This window comes from Chromohalobacter canadensis, from assembly GCF_034479555.1.
Taxonomy (GTDB): Bacteria; Pseudomonadota; Gammaproteobacteria; order Pseudomonadales; family Halomonadaceae; genus Chromohalobacter; species Chromohalobacter canadensis.
This window is the reverse complement of the sequence record NZ_CP140151.1, coordinates 2940429-2957953: the sequence shown is the minus strand read 5'-3', so window position 1 is coordinate 2957953 and position 17525 is coordinate 2940429. Positions and strand designations below refer to the sequence as shown.

Genomic DNA, 17525 nt, shown 5'->3' with positions numbered 1-17525 from the left:
CATCGGCACAGCCTGCAGCAATGTAGCCACACGGAAACGACAGCACTGAGGAGAACCCCATGAAGACGCTAGTGATCGGCGCCAACGGTCAGATCGGCCGCCAATTCTGTGAACTCGCGCATGAAGCCGACGTGCCGATTCGCGCGATGATCCGCGATACGTCGCAGCAGGCGTGGTTCCAGGAACGCGGTATCGAGACGGTGCTTGCCGATCTGGAAGGTGACTTCCGCAAGGCGTTCTATGGCTGCGATCAAGTGGTTTTCGCGGCGGGATCGGGTCCGCATACCGGCCCCGACAAGACACTGATGATTGATCTCTATGGCGCGCTGAGCGCGATCGATCTTGCCGCGTCACTGGGTATCGGGCGTTTCATCATGGTCAGCGCGATGCGCGCCGACCAAGTGCTTGAGGCACCGGCCAAGCTACGCCCTTACATGGCCGCCAAGCATGCCGCCGATGCTCATCTGCGTGCATCCCGCGTGCCTTATGTGATTCTCAAGCCGGGCCGACTGACCGACGAGGCCGCGACGCAACGCGTCACGACCAACATCGCCAACACCGATGACAACCGCATTTCACGCGCCAACGTCGCGCATGCGTTGCTCGAGGTAGTGCGCAACCGCGAACTGCGCCAGCGCGAGTTTTCCCTGCTCGATGGCGATACGGCGATTGATGGAGCGCTGCGCTGATCCAGCGCTTGGCAGGACATCGCGTGCATCCCCCGCTTTCCCCGCCAGGCGTCGGTTGGCGGGGGATACACGAACCCGTATAGTATCGCCTACTCCCCCCAACCGAATGTGTCTCGATGCTGCAGAACAACTCCGCGCTTGCCCAGCTCAAGCAACAGATTCGTGAAACCACCCCGCGTGTTCAAGGGGTGATCAAGGCCACCGATCGCGGCTTCGGCTTTCTCGAAGCCGAGGACGGCACCTCCTATTTCGTTCCACCGCCCGCCATGAAGCAGGTACTACATGGCGACCGCGTCGATTCGCTGATCAAGCAGGAGGGAGACAAGACCTCCGTCGAGCCCGATACGCTCCTCGAAGCGGGGCTCGACCGTTTCGTGGCGCGACTGGTCAAGCGCGAGGGGCGCCTTAGCGTCGTTCCCGACCATCCTTTGATCAACAACCAGTTGCGCGCACGCCTCAAGAACTCACTCGATGAGAGCACCCTGGAAGACGGCGACTGGGTCGTAGCGCGCTTGGTGCGCCACCCGCTCAAGCCCGACGACCGCGGATTCTTCGCTCAGGTCGACGAGCTCGTGGTCAAGGCCGATAACCCCGCCGTGCCATGGCGCGTGACTCTGGCGCGCCATGCGCTGGAACAGGCATCACCGCAATTCGGCGAGCAGTGGCCGCTGCACGATGAAGGTCTCGAGCGCGAGGACTGGACCGCGACGCCCTTTTTCACCATCGACGGTGAAAAGACCCGCGATATGGACGACGCTCTGCACATCGAGACACGCGAAGATGGCTGGCGTCTCAGCGTGGCGATCGCCGATCCCACGGCCTACGTCCGCGAGGGCGATCCGGTCGACCTGGAAGCGCAGACACGTGCCTTCACGGTGTATCTACCGGGCCAGAACGTCACCATGCTGCCGGAAACGCTGGCCAACGAGCTGTGCTCACTGAAGGAAGGCGAAGAGCGCCCGACCTTGGTCTGCACATTGGATATCCAGCGCGACGGCACCCTCGGCGACTATCGATTCTTCGCCGCCAATGTCCGTTCGCATGCGCGTCTGGTGTACGACCAGGTCTCCGACTGGCTGGAAGGCCAAGGCGATTGGGCCCCTGCCGACGAGACCATGGCCACCCAGCTCAAGGCCCTGGCCGCGATGACTCAGGCCCGCAACGCATGGCGCGAGGAACACACACTGGTGTTCAAGGACCGTCCCGATTATGCCTTCGACGTCGATGACGCGGGCAATGTGCTGGCGGTACGTATCGAGGAACGCCGCACCGCTCAGCGCATGATCGAGGAGTCGATGATCGCGGCCAACGCCTGCTGTGCCGATCTGCTGGCCTCACGCGTGGGCCATGGCATCTTCAACGTCCACCAGGCATTCGAGCCCGAGAAGGCCGATCAGGCGATCGAGTTCCTGGCCGCCCAGGACATCAGCGTGGAACGCGAACAGTTGCTGGAGCTCTCGCGTTATCGCGAGCTGCGCCGCGCCCTGGAAGCACGCGAAGACGCCTGGCTCGACGCACGTCTGCGCCGTTTCCAGGGCTATACCAACATGTCCGCTCAGCCTGGCCCGCACTTCGGCCTGGGGCTTCCGGCATATGCCACCTGGACATCGCCCATCCGCAAGTACGGCGACATGGTCAATCACCGTTTGATCAAGCGAGTACTCAAGGGTGAGGACGCGCCCGCCGAGGCCAGCCAAGCATTGACCGAGCAGCTTACCGAGCGACGGCGTCTCAACCGCATGGCGGAACGTGACGTCAAGGATTGGCTCTACGTGCGCTATCTCGGCTCCTCAGCCGAAAACGGCGAAGTCTTCGATGCCGAAATCATCGCCATCAACCGTGGGGGCATGCGGGTTCGTCTCTCCGCCAATGGTGCCACCGCGTTCGTCCCGGCTCCGTTCATGCATAGTGAACGCGACAAGGTTGTCATTGACGACAAGGAAGGCCGCATCCAGATCGAGGGCCAACCGCGTTACAAGCTCGGCGACAGCGTTCAGGTTGCACTGGCCGAGGCCGTCGAGGCGACACGCTCATTGGTCGCACGTCCCGCCGTCTGAAGCCGACCATGCCTTGCGTCACAAGAATTGGACGCAAGGCATGGCATGTGCCAGCGTAATCTCATGACAGCGCGGTGACATTCCTACGACAAGCCCGTCAGGGCCCGAGCGGTCACTCCGTAACCAACCGGGAAGGTTTCAAGGAGTCACGCTTTGCATATCGCCGACATCACGATGTTCTACGCCCCTGCCAGCGGTGGGGTGCGTACCTATCTCGAGGCCAAACGCAACCGCTTGGCGACACTGCCTGGCGTGACGTCCAGCCTGGTGATTCCCGGCGCCCACCATGCGTTTAGTGAGTCCATTCATGAAGTCCCAGCGCCACCACTACCCTTCAGCCAAGGTTATCGTTTTCCTCTGAAACGCGAGGGCTGGCGACGCAAATTGATCCAATTGGCGCCGGATATCATCGAAGCCGGCGATCCTTACGTCACCGCCTGGGCCGCGCTTGATGCCGGCCGAGCCTTGGACGTGCCCGTGGTAGGATTTTATCATTCCGACCTACCTCGCCTGATCGGCAACCGTCTCGGCAATTGGACGCGCATGGCCCTTGAGCGCTATGTCGAAAACCTCTATCGGCATTGCAATCGTGTCCTCGCGCCTAGCCGCGTCATCGCCGATAAATTGCATGGCCTCGGCCTCGACAATGTCGCCCTGCAGCCGCTGGGGGTCGACTTGAAAACCTTCTCGCCCCAGCGCCGCCAAGAGGCCTACCGCCAGAGTTTGGGACTCGACGACAATACGCGCCTGCTGATCTTCGTGGGACGCGGCTCCCGCGAGAAGAACCTGCCGGTCCTGCTGGAAACGGCACGGCGCCTTGGCAAAGGTTACCACCTGTTGTTGATCGGGCCGCAGATGCCGCAACGCGTTCCCGACAACGTCAGCGTCATCGGCCGCTACACGGCCACCGTCGATGTCGCCGAGTGGCTGGCCAGCAGCGACATGCTGCTTCATGCCGGCACTCAGGAAACGTTCGGCCTGGTCGCCCTGGAAGCCATGGCAAGTGGCATTCCAGTCGTCGCGGCACGCGCAGGCGCCCTGGCCGAGAACGTTCCCCTAGGCTGCGGACTGCTATGTGAACCCCACTCGGCGAACGACATGGCGCGCGCCGTGCGCGAACTCTGCGCCAATGCGCCCGAAGAACAAGGACGCCGTGCCCGCCTGCATGTCGAACGCCATCACGACTGGGATATCGTGGTCTCCAGCCTGATGCATCATTATCGTGAATTGACCGGACAACGCGTCAACACGGAGAGTCTTCAGCATGGCTGATCGTCACCTTTCCCTCGTCCTCCACGATATCGCGCCGGAGACCTGGCCCGACTACATCGACTTCGTGGCCAAGGTCGACGCCCTGGCACGTCGACATGGCCCGATTCCTATCACCTGGTTGGTTGTGCCCGACTTTCATCATCGCAGTGATTGTCGCCGCGATGGCGCTTTCCTCGAAAACTTGCAGCGCCGTCGAGCCATGGGCGATGAACTGGCATTGCACGGCTATTACCATTGCGACGATGCACCCTCACCGCGCACGCCTCGCGACTGGTTCATGCGGCGCTTTTATACCTGGGAAGGCGAGTTCTACGCCCTTGACGAAAACGAGGCAGCACAGCGGCTGGATAAGGGCATAGAGCTCTTCCGATCACAGGGCTGGCCACTCACCGGCTTCGTGGCACCGGCCTGGCTGATGAGCCAGGGAGCGCGACGCGCGCTGGCCCAGCGCGACTTCTGCTACACCAGCGATCCGCAACATCTGTATACGCTGCCCGACTACACGCGCCTCGAGGCGCCGGGGCTGGTGTGGAGCGCCCGTAGCGCCTGGCGTCGTGGCTTGTCACGCCTGGCCAGCGAAACGCAGCGCTGGCGTAGCCGCGAGGCGCCGCTGCTACGCCTGGGACTACATCCCGTGGACATGCGCCATGCCCGCGTTCAGGCATACTGGCTCGCTGTTCTGGAGCGACTGATCCACGAAGGCCGCCGTCCCATCACCAAGTACGATTGGGTGACGGGGCAACGCCGGAGGGAGCAGCACGCCGCATGAAGCGCCTGGTGATCTTGCTAGTTATCGGGTTGGTGGCGGCCATCAGCATCCCGTTGTTGTTCGGTGGGCGCGCGCTTTTCGGCGAGCTCGCAGCATTTCCCTTGCAGCAACTGGCGTTTATGCTGCTGCTGATCGTCATCTGCTGGAACATCAATGCCTTACGGCTTCGCCTGCTGCTGGCGGGGCGCGCCGGACGCCTCGGCCAGACACGTGCGGTAGGCATCGTGATGTCCACCGAGTTTGCTATCTGCGCCACGCCCGGCGGCACCGGGGGCTTGTTGACGCTCCTGAGCTTGCTGGCCCGGCGCGGAGTTCGTCCCGTGCAAGCCTCGGCGATCTTTGCCGTCGACCAGCTGACCGACCTGCTCTTCTTTCTTTCCGCATTGATCGGCGTCGCGCTCTATGTCGTCATAGAGGCCATCGATCTCAATCTCGGCTGGCTGGTGGGCCTGCCGTCGTTGCTGCTGGTGTGCGGCTTCATACTGCTGTGGTTGGTCATACGCCACTATGGGCGCCTGCTCCAGGTCACCGGCGGCTGGCTCGAGCGGCTCAAGGTACGCCGCAAGGCACGCTTCGGATTCGCCCGCCGCTTGCTGCATTTCCGTAATGCCCTGATCGAGACGCTACGCCTGCCTCGCCTGACCTTGTTGTCGGTCTTCGCCCTGTGCTGTGCCCACTGGATGCTGCGTTACAGCATCCTGTATCTGGCAGTAAAAGGACTGGGTGCACACGTCGACTGGGCCTGGACCTTCCTGGTACAGATGCTCTCCATGGCAGCAGGCCAGTTGAGTTTTCTACCCGGCGGAGCAGGCGGCGCCGAGCTGACCTCCACCGCCTTGCTGGCGCCCTTGATCGGCAAGCAAAGTGCTGCCGCTGCCGTGCTCATCTGGCGCTTCGTGACCTACTACTTCTATCTCATCGCCGGCGCACCAATCTTTCTGGCGCTGGCAGGGCCTGCCTTCGCCAAACTGCTGTCTCGTCGTCGGTAACCACTTTCCCGTTTTCCGGCGAACGCAGGCCGTTTGCGTACAGCACCTAAAACGACGAAGGGCATCCCCGTGGGGATGCCCTTCGTCATGCTCGCGGTCCAGCGGCCCATGGGCCGCTGGAGCGGGAGGCAACTTACCAGCCAGTCGCTGCCTTCAGCGCATCGCCGATCTCGGCGAGCGAACGCACCGTCTTGACACCCGCAGATTCGAGCGCCGCAAACTTCTCGTCCGCAGTGCCCTTGCCGCCGGCGATGATGGCGCCAGCATGGCCCATGCGCTTGCCGGGAGGCGCTGTCACGCCCGCGATATAGGAAACCACCGGCTTGGAGACGTGCTCCTTGATGTACGCTGCGGCTTCTTCTTCCGCTGTGCCGCCGATCTCGCCGATCATCACGATCGCTTCGGTCTGCGGATCCTGCTCGAACTTCTCGAGGATATCGATGAAGGTGGAGCCCGGGATCGGGTCGCCGCCGATGCCCACGCACGTGGACTGGCCGAAGCCATGATCGGTGGTCTGCTTGACCGCTTCATAGGTCAAGGTGCCCGAACGCGAGACGATACCGACCTTGCCCGGCTTATGGATATGGCCCGGCATGATGCCGATCTTGGTCTCACCCGGCGTGATCACGCCTGGGCAGTTCGGGCCGATCAGTTGTACGCCCAGCTCGTCGCACTTGACCTTGACGTCGAGCATGTCGAGAGTCGGAATACCCTCGGTGATGCATACGATCAGTTTGATGCCAGCATTGGCAGCCTCAAGGATGGAGTCCTTGCAGAACGGTGCGGGCACATAGATCACAGAGGCTTCGGCGCCGGTCGTGTCGACGGCTTCCTTGACGGTGTTGAACACCGGCAGACCGAGGTGCGTCTGGCCGCCCTTGCCCGGCGTCACGCCACCCACCATCTGGGTGCCGTAGGCGATCGCCTGCTCGGAGTGGAAGGTCCCCTGGCCACCGGTGAAGCCTTGGCAGATGACCTTGGTGCTTTTATCGATCAGGATACTCATTACTTGCCCTCCGCTGCTTTGACGACCTGCTGGGCCGCGTCGGTCAAGCTGGTAGCAGCGATGATATTCAGTCCGCTGGAGGCTAATTTCTCGGCACCCAGCTCGGCGTTGTTGCCTTCGAGACGCACCACGACCGGCACGTTGACACCGACCTGCTCAACGGCACCGATGATGCCCTCGGCGATCATGTCGCAACGCACGATGCCGCCGAAGATGTTGACCAGAACGGCCTTCACGGAATCGTCAGAGAGGATGATCTTGAAGGCTTCGCCCACACGCTCTTCGGTGGCACCGCCGCCAACGTCCAGGAAGTTGGCCGGCTGCCCGCCGTTGAGCTTGATGATGTCCATGGTGCCCATGGCCAGACCAGCGCCATTGACCATGCAGCCAATGTTGCCTTCCAGAGCGACGTAGTTGAGTTCCCACGCCTGGGCGTGCGCCTCACGCTCGTCTTCCTGAGACGGGTCACGCATGGCTTGCAAATCGGGATGACGATACAGCGCATTGCCATCGAGACCGATCTTGGCATCCAAGCAGTGCAGGTCGCCACTTTCGTTGATCACCAGCGGGTTGATCTCGAGCAGCGCGAGGTCTTTTTCCTCGAACAGCTTGGCCAGGCCCAGGAAGATCTTGGTGAACTGCTTGATCTGTGCGCCTTCCAGGCCCAGAGAGAAAGCCAGTTCACGCGCCTGGTAGGGCTGAGCACCCACCAGTGGATCGACTTCAGCCTTGAGAATCTTCTCTGGCGTCTCTTCGGCAACCTTCTCGATTTCAACGCCACCTTCAGTAGAGGCCATGAAAACGATACGGCGCGTGCCGCGATCGACGACGGCGCCCAGATAAAGCTCGTTGGCGATATCGGTGCAGTTTTCGACCAGGATCTTGGTGACCGGTTGGCCCTTCTCATCAGTCTGGAAGGTCACCAGGTTCTCGCCCAGCCATTTTTCGGCGAACGCCTTGGCATCCGCGGCACTTTCGACCAGCTTGACGCCGCCGGCCTTGCCACGGCCACCTGCGTGAACCTGGGCCTTGACGACCCATTTGTCACCGCCGATCTTCTTGCACGCATCGGCAGCTTCTTCGGGGGTATCCACGGCGAAACCCTTGGACACCGGTAGACCATAATCGGCAAACAGCTGTTTGCTCTGATACTCGTGAAGGTTCATCGTGTCATGCCATTGGTTGCATGTGACTCGAATGGTAACGAGGGCCTCGACCTTTTACAGCCTCAGGCCACCGCTACCCCTGTTCGCTCCCGCCTGGGCGGGAGCGACGCGTCTCTACACTGAAACGCTCGTCGAAGCGCTTATTTGCGCTTCTTGCGGTTGGCCATGTGAATGGCATGGCCATCCACCGCCAACGCCGCTTCGTGCACGGCTTCCGAGGTGCTCGGATGCGCATAGCAGGTCAGGGCCAAGTCTTCGGCACTGGAGCCGAATTCCATGGCGATGACGCCTTGCGCGATGAGCTCCCCGGCATGCTGACTGATGATGTGCAGCCCCAGAATGCGGTCGGTCTCGGCATCGGCAATGACCTTGGCCATACCTTCCGACGCATTATTGGCCAGCGCACGTCCGTTGGCGGAGAACGGGAAGGAGCCGGTCTTGACCTCGATACCGGCCTCTTTCGCGTCCTGCTCGTTCATGCCGACCCAGGCGACTTCCGGCGAGGTATAAATCACGCTGGGGATGGCGTCGTAGTTCATCTCGGCTTTGTGGCCGGCGATGATGTCGGCCACCATCACACCTTCTTCGGAGGCCTTGTGCGCCAGCATCGGGCCGCGCACCACGTCACCGATGGCGTAGACACCCGACACGTTGGTGCGGCACTGATCGTCGACGAACACGAAGCCGCGCTCATCGAGCTTGATGCCGACATCATCGCTAAGGATGCCTTCGGTGTAGGGACGACGTCCCACACACACGATCAGCTTGTCGAAGGTCTGTTCCTGCTCGCCGTTGGCGTCGGAATACTTGACCACGACTTCTTTGTCCTTGATCTCGGAGCCCGTCACGCGAGCCCCCATCTTGATGTCCATGCCCTGCTTCTTGAACAGCTTCTGGCCTTCCTTGGCAATGTCCTTGTCGACCATCGGCAGGAAGGCGTCCATCGCCTCGAGGACCGTGACTTCACTGCCCAGGCGATTCCAGACACTGCCCAACTCGAGGCCGATGACACCGGCACCGATCACACCGAGACGCTTGGGAACTTCATCGAACTCGAGCGCGCCGCTGGAATCGACGATCAAGCCCTCGGTCAACGGCGTCGGCGGGATATCGACCGGCACGGAGCCGGAAGCAATCACGATGTTCTCGGCATCGTAGGTGGTCGTCTCGCCATCTTGACCAGTGACTTCGACCTGCTTGTCGGAGACGACCTTACCGCTGCCTTCCAGCGCCGTGACGCTGTTGGCCTTGAACAGCGCACTGATGCCGCCCACGTTCTTGGCGATAACGCCTTCCTTGAACTCCTGCATCTTGGCGATGTTGGGAGTCGGCTCACCCACGTCGATGCCGATCTCCGCGTAATGATCGCGGGCTTCGACAAACTTGTGAGAGGTTTCCAGCAAGGCCTTCGAAGGGATGCACCCCACGTTCAGGCAGGTACCGCCGTGGACGGTCTTGCCTTCCTTGTTGACCCACTTCTCGACGCACGCGGTCTTCAGGCCCATTTGAGCAGAGCGAATGGCCGCCACGTACCCGCCAGGCCCGGCACCAATCACGATCACATCGAATTTATCGGCCATGAAATCATCCTGTTCGAATTCAGTTAATTAGTCGCAACGCATTGTTCGGCGACAGCCATCACACGTCGAGCAAGAAGCGTGCGGGATCCTCGAGCAGTTCCTTGATCGTCACCAGGAACTGCACTGCGTCCTTGCCATCAATCATGCGGTGGTCATAGGAAATGGCGAGATACATCATCGGACGAATCTCGACCTTGCCGTCGACGGCCATCGGACGCTCCTGGATCTTGTGCATACCCAGGATTGCGGTCTGCGGCGGATTGATAATCGGTGTCGACAGCAGCGACCCGAAAATACCGCCGTTGGTGATGGTGAAGGTACCGCCCTGCATGTCCTCGATGCCGAGCTTGCCGTCTCGACCGCGTTTGCCGAAGTCGACGATGCTCTTCTCGACATCGGCGAGCTTCATGCTGTCGGTATCACGCAGCACCGGCACGACCAACCCACGCGGCGTGGACACGGCAACACCGATGTCCTGATAGCCGTGGTAGACGATATCGCTGCCATCGATCGACGCGTTCACGTCGGGGAAGCGCTTGAGGGCCTCGGTGCACGCCTTGACGAAGAAGCCCATGAAACCGAGCTTGGTATCGTGCGCCTTGAGGAAGGTTTCCTTGTACTGACTGCGCAGGTTCATCACCGCGCTCATGTCCACCTCATTATAGGTGGTCAGCATGGCGGCGGTCTGTTGCGCCTGCACCAGACGCTTGGCGATGGTCTGACGCAGACGGCTCATCGGGACACGCTGCTCGGGGCGTTCGCCCTCGATAGCCGGCGCGGGCGCGGCAGCCGCTTTGACGTCCCCACCAGCGGGCTCGGCACCCTTCTTGGCGGAGCCGTCCTTGACGGCTTTTTGCACGTCTTCTTTCAGAACACGGCCGCCCTTGCCGGTGCCTTCGATCTTGCTGGCGTCCAGATCGTGCTCAGCGACCAGCTTACGCGCCGCCGGGGCCAGGATCTTGTCGCCGACTTTTTCGTCACTGCCACCACCGGTGTCTTTCGACTCACTCGCCGTGTCGCCGGATGCGGCAGCCTCGCTCCCCCCCGCATCACCGCCGGCGCCTTCGGCAAACAACGCGAGAACCGCTTCGGACTCGACCTGCTCGCCTTCCTGCACCTTGATCTCGCTGAGGGCGCCATCGGCCGGGGCGACGACTTCCAGCACTACCTTGTCGGTTTCGATATCCGCGAGGATATCGTCACGCTTCACCGCTTCACCGACCTGCTTGTGCCAGGTCGCCACGGTGCCTTCCTGAACGGATTCCGGGAAGCTCGGCGCCTTGACGTCATGCTGTTTGCCGGACGCCGCCGGCTTGGCATCGTCGGACTTGGCGGCTGACGTGTCCTGCTTCTCGCTGGCCTCTTCCTTTTTCGAGTCTTGGGCGGGCTTTTCGCCGCCGCCTTCACTCGCGGCACCCAGCATCCCAAGCACCTGCTCAGAGTCGCACGTATCGCCTTCTTCTACCTTGATTTCGGTCACGGTGCCGGCGTCCGGCGCCACGACTTCGAGAACGACCTTATCCGTCTCGATCTCGACAATCAGCTCATCACGTTCAACGCTGTCGCCGACCTTCTTGTGCCAAGTAGCGATGGTGCCCTCGGCAACGGATTCCGGAAAATTCGGCGCTTTGATCTCAGTAGCCATGTCGTTTCCTTAGTGTTTTCTCTCGATCCCGATGGAACGCCTCAGCCAGTAATGGCGTCTTCCACCAGCTGACGCTGCTGTTCAACATGGACGGACATGTAGCCGGATGCCGGCGCGGCGGATGCCGGACGCCCTGCGAACTTCAGATCGCGCCCCAAGCCTTCCTGAACCATATCGGCCACCAGACGCATGTGATGCTGGCTTTGATACCAGGCGCCCTGATTGAGCGGCTCTTCCTGACACCAAACGACCTGCTCGAGATTCGGATAAGTCTTGAAGACCTCGTACAGCTCTTCTTTGGGGAAAGGATAGACCTGCTCCAAACGCACGATCGCAACATCGTTGCTGCCATTTTCAGCACGATAGCTCGCCAAGTCGTAGTAGACCTTGCCCGAGCACAACACCACGCGTTTGACACTCTCTGCGTCGAGCTTACCTTGATCCGGCAGCACCATTTCGAAGCGGCCGTTGGAAAGATCTTCCAGCGTCGAGGTTGCTTCCTTGTGACGCAGCAGGCTCTTAGGTGACATGATCACCAGCGGCTTGCGCAGCGGACGAATCACCTGACGCCGCAAGAGATGGAAGATCTGGGCCGGTGTGGTCGGCATGCAGACCTGCATGTTGTGCTCGGCACACAGTTGCAGGAAGCGTTCGAGACGCGCCGAGGAGTGCTCGGGGCCCTGCCCTTCATAACCGTGTGGCAGCAGCATGGTGAGACCGCATAGCCGCCCCCACTTGGTCTCGCCGGAGGAGATGAACTGGTCGATCACCACCTGCGCCCCGTTAGTGAAGTCGCCAAACTGGGCTTCCCAAATGATCAAGGCCTTGGGCGTGGTCGTGGAGTACCCATACTCGAAAGCCAGCGCCGCTTCCTCGGACAGGAGAGAATCGCGAATAGTGAAATTCGGCTGGTCTTCCTTGATGTACTCCAGCGGCACATAGGTCGAACCGTCTTTCTGGTTATGCACGACGGCATGGCGATGCGAGAAGGTGCCACGTCCCGTGTCCTGACCCGTCAGGCGAATCGGATGGCCCTCATCCAGCAAGGTGGCATACGCCAGTGTCTCGCCAAAGCCCCAGTTGATGGCTAGCTCGCCAGCGGCCATCTTGCGGCGATCCTCGTAGATCTTGGCCACCTGGCGCTGTACCTGAACATCCTCGGGGACCTCGCACATCTTGGCGGCAAGCGCCTGCATGCGCGTCATGTCGATCGATGTATCGGCGTCGCCCGTCCACGTATGCCCGAGATAAGGCGTCCAGTCGACGAATAGCTCGGTATTGGGCTCCTTGACCAGCGCATTGGCGACGTGGTTGCCCGCCACCAGGTCATCGCGATACTTCTCGACCATAGCGGTCGCATCGTCCTCGCTGATCATGCCCTCTTCCACCAAGCGCGCCACGTAGAGCTCACGCGAACTCTTGTGCGACTTGATCTTCTGGTACATCAGCGGCTGAGTCCCGGAGGGCTCGTCGGCCTCGTTGTGACCGCGCTTGCGGTAGCAGACGAGATCGATCACCACGTCCTTGTTGAACTGGTAACGATAATCGACGGCCACCTGGGTGGCATGCACCACCGCCTCGGGGTCATCGCCGTTCACATGGAAGATCGGCGCCTGGACCATCTTGGCGATATCGGTGCAATACTCGGTGGAGCGTGCGTCATCGGGCCGTGATGTGGTGAAACCGACCTGGTTGTTGATGACGATATGCACGGTGCCGCCGGTCTTGTAGCCGCGAGTCTGGGACATCTGAAATGTCTCCATGACCACACCCTGACCGGCAAAGGCCGCATCGCCATGCACCACCACCGGCAGCACCTTGTCGCCCTCGCCGTCTTCACGACGATCTTGGCGGGCACGCACGGACCCTTCAACCACCGGCGTGACGATCTCGAGGTGCGAGGGGTTGAACGCCAATGCCAAGTGAACTTCGCCACCTTCGGTCATGACATTGGAACTGAAGCCCTGATGGTACTTCACGTCCCCCGAGCCTTGCTGGATAACTTTCTTGCCATCGAACTCGTCGATCAGTTCCGACGGGCTCTTACCCAGCAAGTTGACCAGCAGGTTGAGGCGACCCCGGTGCGCCATACCGATGACGACTTCCTTGGTGCCATAATTGCCAGTGCGCTGGATGATTTCGTCGACCATCGGAATGAAGGTCTCGCCGCCTTCCAGACCGAAGCGCTTGGTGCCTGGATACTTGGACGCGAGATAGTTTTCCAACCCTTCCGCCGCCGTCAAACGCTCGAGGATGTGCTTGCGCACATCGACGCTGTAATCCGGCTTGGAGCGTACCGATTCGAAGCGCTGCTGCAGCCAACGCTTCTCGTCGGTATTGACGATATGCATGAACTCGCAGCCAATGCTGCGGCAATACGTCTTCTCCAGGACGTCGACGATTTCCTTGAGCGGCGCCTGATCCTTGCCCAGGAACAGCGAGCCAGTCTGGAAGGACGTCTCCATGTCAGCGTCGGTCAGCTGATGGAAGGAAAGATCCAGATCAGGGATCGGGGTCGGGCTGCGAAGCCCCAGCGGGTCGATATCGGCACGCTGATGGCCGCGGAAGCGGTATGCGTTGATCAGCTGGAGAACCTTAACCTGCTTCTTGTTCTCGCTGCTGTCGGCGACACCGGCGGCGGGTGTGCCACGACGGTTTTGTGCCAACTGATAGAACTGATCGCGAATCGGACTGAGAGGAACGTCGTGAGAGGGGGCGCCTTCTGGACGAGGTAACTGATCGAAATAGTTACGCCATTCGTCGGGAACCTCAGAGGGTTCGACGAGGTATTGCTCGTAGAGCGCTTCCACGTAGTGGGCGTTGCCGCCGCTGACATGGGAAGTGCGCCACATCAACTCCATTATGCCTTCTTGCATCTCTTGGTCACCCTATGCACTGATGGGTGTTCTTGGCGCTGGCACGCCCGGACGTGCCGGCGTCACTTGGGACCTGCAGGAGCAGGTTGGCGTCACACGGACGCTAGGGTCCACTTATCGTCAAAAGCCGGTGCGCAGGGCACCGGCTAACGGCGGTCGCGGGACCGGCCTCCTGCGACGCCATGTCGCAGGAAAAGGCTTGTTGCCAATGATAACAAGCCACGCGGCGCGATTTAAGTGGCATTAGACAGTAACATCTCACGAATCTTGCCAATCGCACGCGTCGGGTTGAGCCCTTTAGGGCAAACCGCCACGCAATTCATGATGCCACGACACCGGAACAGGCTGAACGGATCTTCGAGCCGCTCCAGGCGCTCACGCGTTGCGGTATCACGTGAATCGGCGAGGAAGCGATAAGCTTGCAGCAAGCCAGCCGGCCCCACGAACTTGTCCGGATTCCACCAGAATGAGGGGCAGGCCGTAGAGCAGCAGGCACACAGGATGCACTCGTAAAGCCCATCGAGTTTTTCGCGCTCTTCCGGCGACTGCAGCCGCTCCATCGTCGGCTCGGTAGTATCGTTCTGCAGATAGGGCTGGATGCTCTCGTACTGCTTGTAGAACACCCCCATATCGACCACCAGGTCACGGATAACCGGCAAACCAGGCAGCGGACGCAGCACCAGCTTGTTGTCCTTGACCACCTCGGACAGCGGCGTGACACAAGCCAAGCCATTCTTGCCGTTCATGTTCATGCCATCGGAACCGCAAACCCCTTCGCGGCAGCTACGCCGGTACGCCATGGAACTGTCCTGCTGCTTGATCATTTCAAGCGCATTGAGAACCATGATGTCGCGGCCCTGCGTGTCCAGCTGAAACTCCTGCATGTAGGGCACGGAGTCGGTTTCCGGGTTGTAGCGATAAATGGATATCTGAAGCGTAGACATCTTGGACAACCCCTTAGTAGGTGCGGATTTTCGGCTCGAAGGTCTCGACGGTCTTCGGCGCAAAGTTCACGTCACGCTGCCCAAGCCGCTTCTCGGCTGGGAAGTACATGGAGTGCTTGAGCCAATTGGCGTCGTCGCGATCCGGATAGTCATAGCGCGAATGTGCGCCGCGGCTTTCCTTACGATCCAAAGCGGAGATTGCCGTGGCTTCCGCCACCTCGAGCAGATTGTCGAGCTCCAACGCTTCGACACGCGCGGTGTTGAAGGCATTGGACTTATCGGCCAGATGCGCATTACCGATACGCTCACGGAGGTCGGCCAGTTTCTTGACGCCCTCCTGCATGGTGTCTTCCTGACGGAAAACACCGAAATCATTCTGCATCACTTCCTGCAGCTCGGCACGCAGCTCAGGAATTGCCTCGCCACCGCTGGATTCGTCCCAACGGTTGAGGCGGGCCATGGCGCTATCGATATCGGACTGAGCCGCCTCGAGGTAATCGACCCCTTCATTGAGCGCTTCTTCGATGAACATGCCTGCGGCACGCCCGAAGACCACCAAGTCGAGCAGTGAGTTGCCGCCCAGGCGGTTGGCGCCGTGTACGGACACACACGCCGCTTCGCCACAGGCAAACAGCCCGTTGACGATCTGATCATTGCCATCGGCGTCCTGCATGATCGCCTGACCGTGGACGTTGGTTGGCACGCCGCCCATCATGTAGTGGCACGTCGGCACGACCGGAATCGGGTCCTTGGCGGGATCAACGTGGGCAAAGGTCTTGGATAGCTCGACGATGCCCGGCAGACGCTTGCCCAGCACCTCTTCACCCAGGTGATCGAGCTTCAGCATGACGTGATCACCGTTTTCGCCGCAGCCACGCCCTTCAAGGATTTCCATGACCATGGCGCGAGCCACGACATCGCGGCCGGCCAGGTCCTTGGCGTTCGGCGCATAACGCTCCATGAAGCGTTCGCCGTCCTTGTTGATCAGGTAGCCACCCTCGCCACGACAACCTTCGGTGACCAGGACCCCGGCCCCGTAAATGCCGGTGGGGTGGAACTGCCACATCTCCATGTCCTGCATGGGGAAGCCAGCGCGAAGTGCCATGCCGATACCGTCACCGGTATTGATCAACGCATTGGTCGTGGACGAGTAGATGCGGCCCGAGCCGCCGGTCGCCAATACCGTCGCTTTGGACTTGATATGCACGACTTCGCCCGTCTCGATGCACATGGCGATACAGCCCACCACATCGCCATCGGCATTCTTGACCAGATCCACCGCGTACCATTCATTCAAGAACACGGTGTTATTTTTCAGGTTATTCTGATACAGCGTATGTAGCAGCGCATGGCCGGTACGGTCAGCAGCAGCGCATGTGCGCGCGGCCTGGCCGCCCTTGCCGAAGTCCTTGGACTGACCACCGAAGGGGCGCTGATAGATGCGACCGTTATCGAAACGCGAGAACGGCAGCCCCATGTGTTCCAGTTCGAAAACCGCCTTGGGGCCTTCGGAACACAAATACTCAGCGGCATCCTGGTCGGCGATATAGTCACCGCCCTTGACGGTGTCGTACATGTGCCAACGCCAATCGTCGTTGGGATCGGCAGAAGCGATGGCGCAGGTAATACCGCCTTGGGCGGAGACGGTGTGCGAACGTGTCGGAAAGACCTTGGAAAGCACCGCAGTCTTCTTGCCGGACTTGGCCAGCTCGAGCGCGGTACGCAGGCCGGAGCCACCGCCACCGATGATGATTGCGTCGAATGTCAGGCTACGCATATTGGACATGGATTAGGCTCCCCAAAGGACTTGAACGCCCCACACCAGAAAAACGAAGATGGCCAGCATGACGACCGCTTGAAATGCAAAGCGTACACCCGCCTGCTTGAGATAGTCGGTGGACACCGTCCACAAACCGACCCACGCGTGCGCCGCGATGGAAATAAAGGCCAGCAGGGAGAAGATGCGCATCCAGGTCTGCGAGAAGAGACCGCTCCACGTGGCGTAATCGAGCCCCGGATGGAACAGTAGATACAGGACCATGAACACGGCATAGACCGCCAGGATGAGGGCCGAGACTCGCTGGATCAGCCAATCGGACAGGCCACTACGACCGAGGTTCGTGATGTTGGTTACCATACCCAGACTCCTGCCAGAACCACCAAGATGGCACTGATCACGACCGTGATCTGCGCCTTGCGATGTCCACCCTCGAGATCCACGCCAATCCCTGCATCCATCAGCAGGTGCTTGATGCCGGCCACAAAGTGGAAGCCCAACGCCGAGAGCAATCCCCAGGCGATCAGTTTGGCGAGTACGTTATTGGCGAGGGTGTCACGCACTGCTTCGAATCCTTCGGGAGACGACAGTGACGCGTCGAGGGCCCAAAAACCGAAGATCAACCCCACGAAGAGGATGACACCGGTAATGCGGTGGGCAATGGAGGTCAGTGCGGGAAGTGGAAATTTTATCGTCGTCAGGTCTAAGTTTACGGGTCTTTTGCTATTCACGGCTCATCACACTCTCTTGGCCCG

General features: G+C 60.6%; 14 protein-coding genes. 5 read left to right on the top strand and 9 right to left on the bottom strand.

The genetic code is table 11. The features are described from left to right. The first annotated feature begins 59 nt into the window (after window positions 1–59). The 5 genes from SR908_RS13795 to SR908_RS13775 all read left to right on the top strand — a co-directional run bounded on the left by SR908_RS13795 (window position 60) and on the right by SR908_RS13775 (window position 5776). Entirely contained in the window at window positions 60–689 is a 630-nt protein-coding gene (locus tag SR908_RS13795) for an SDR family oxidoreductase (RefSeq protein WP_246920799.1), read from the top strand. Window positions 690–805: 116 nt separating this feature from the next. Beyond that, window positions 806–2746, top strand: coding sequence for an exoribonuclease II (locus SR908_RS13790; RefSeq protein WP_246920796.1), 1941 nt, complete (start codon window positions 806–808; stop codon window positions 2744–2746). A 153-nt stretch (window positions 2747–2899) separates the two neighbouring features. Next, complete coding sequence (locus tag SR908_RS13785) at window positions 2900–4018, top strand: glycosyltransferase family 4 protein (protein WP_097022408.1); 1119 nt, start codon at window positions 2900–2902, stop codon at window positions 4016–4018. After that, entirely contained in the window at window positions 4011–4787 is a 777-nt protein-coding gene (locus SR908_RS13780) for a DUF2334 domain-containing protein (RefSeq protein WP_246920794.1), read from the top strand. The genes SR908_RS13785 and SR908_RS13780 overlap by 8 nt, the downstream gene beginning before the upstream one ends. Further along, window positions 4784–5776, top strand: coding sequence for a lysylphosphatidylglycerol synthase transmembrane domain-containing protein (locus tag SR908_RS13775; RefSeq protein WP_246920792.1), 993 nt, complete (start codon window positions 4784–4786; stop codon window positions 5774–5776). Before SR908_RS13780 ends, SR908_RS13775 begins: the two co-directional genes overlap by 4 nt. A 133-nt stretch (window positions 5777–5909) precedes the next feature. Here SR908_RS13775 and sucD read toward each other — a convergent pair whose 3' ends face one another. The 9 genes from sucD to sdhC form a co-directional block, all read right to left on the bottom strand. Continuing rightward, on the bottom strand, window positions 5910–6782 hold the full coding sequence (sucD, locus tag SR908_RS13770; protein ID WP_097022411.1) for a succinate--CoA ligase subunit alpha: 873 nt from the start codon (window positions 6780–6782) through the stop codon (window positions 5910–5912). After that, window positions 6782–7948, bottom strand: coding sequence for an ADP-forming succinate--CoA ligase subunit beta (sucC, locus tag SR908_RS13765; protein ID WP_246920790.1), 1167 nt, complete (start codon window positions 7946–7948; stop codon window positions 6782–6784). The genes sucD and sucC overlap by 1 nt, the downstream gene beginning before the upstream one ends. 140 nt (window positions 7949–8088) lie before the next feature. Next, complete coding sequence (gene lpdA, locus SR908_RS13760) at window positions 8089–9528, bottom strand: dihydrolipoyl dehydrogenase (RefSeq protein ID WP_246920788.1); 1440 nt, start codon at window positions 9526–9528, stop codon at window positions 8089–8091. 58 nt (window positions 9529–9586) lie between these two features. Beyond that, complete coding sequence (odhB, locus tag SR908_RS13755) at window positions 9587–11173, bottom strand: 2-oxoglutarate dehydrogenase complex dihydrolipoyllysine-residue succinyltransferase (protein WP_246920786.1); 1587 nt, start codon at window positions 11171–11173, stop codon at window positions 9587–9589. A gap of 41 nt (window positions 11174–11214) precedes the next feature. Beyond that, entirely contained in the window at window positions 11215–14049 is a 2835-nt protein-coding gene (locus tag SR908_RS13750; RefSeq protein WP_246920784.1) for a 2-oxoglutarate dehydrogenase E1 component, read from the bottom strand. A gap of 233 nt (window positions 14050–14282) precedes the next feature. Beyond that, window positions 14283–14993: a succinate dehydrogenase iron-sulfur subunit gene (locus tag SR908_RS13745; protein WP_075369621.1), complete on the bottom strand. Its 711-nt coding sequence runs from the start codon at window positions 14991–14993 to the stop codon at window positions 14283–14285. Window positions 14994–15006: 13 nt separating this feature from the next. After that, window positions 15007–16779, bottom strand: coding sequence for a succinate dehydrogenase flavoprotein subunit (gene sdhA / locus SR908_RS13740; protein ID WP_246920782.1), 1773 nt, complete (start codon window positions 16777–16779; stop codon window positions 15007–15009). Between the two features lie 3 nt (window positions 16780–16782). Then, the gene (gene sdhD, locus SR908_RS13735) at window positions 16783–17130 is read right to left on the bottom strand and encodes a succinate dehydrogenase, hydrophobic membrane anchor protein (RefSeq protein ID WP_246920779.1); all 348 of its coding nucleotides are present in this window, start codon (window positions 17128–17130) and stop codon (window positions 16783–16785) included. After that, the gene (sdhC, locus tag SR908_RS13730; RefSeq protein WP_097022418.1) at window positions 17124–17501 is read right to left on the bottom strand and encodes a succinate dehydrogenase, cytochrome b556 subunit; all 378 of its coding nucleotides are present in this window, start codon (window positions 17499–17501) and stop codon (window positions 17124–17126) included. Before sdhC ends, sdhD begins: the two co-directional genes overlap by 7 nt. Window positions 17502–17525: the final 24 nt, after the last annotated feature.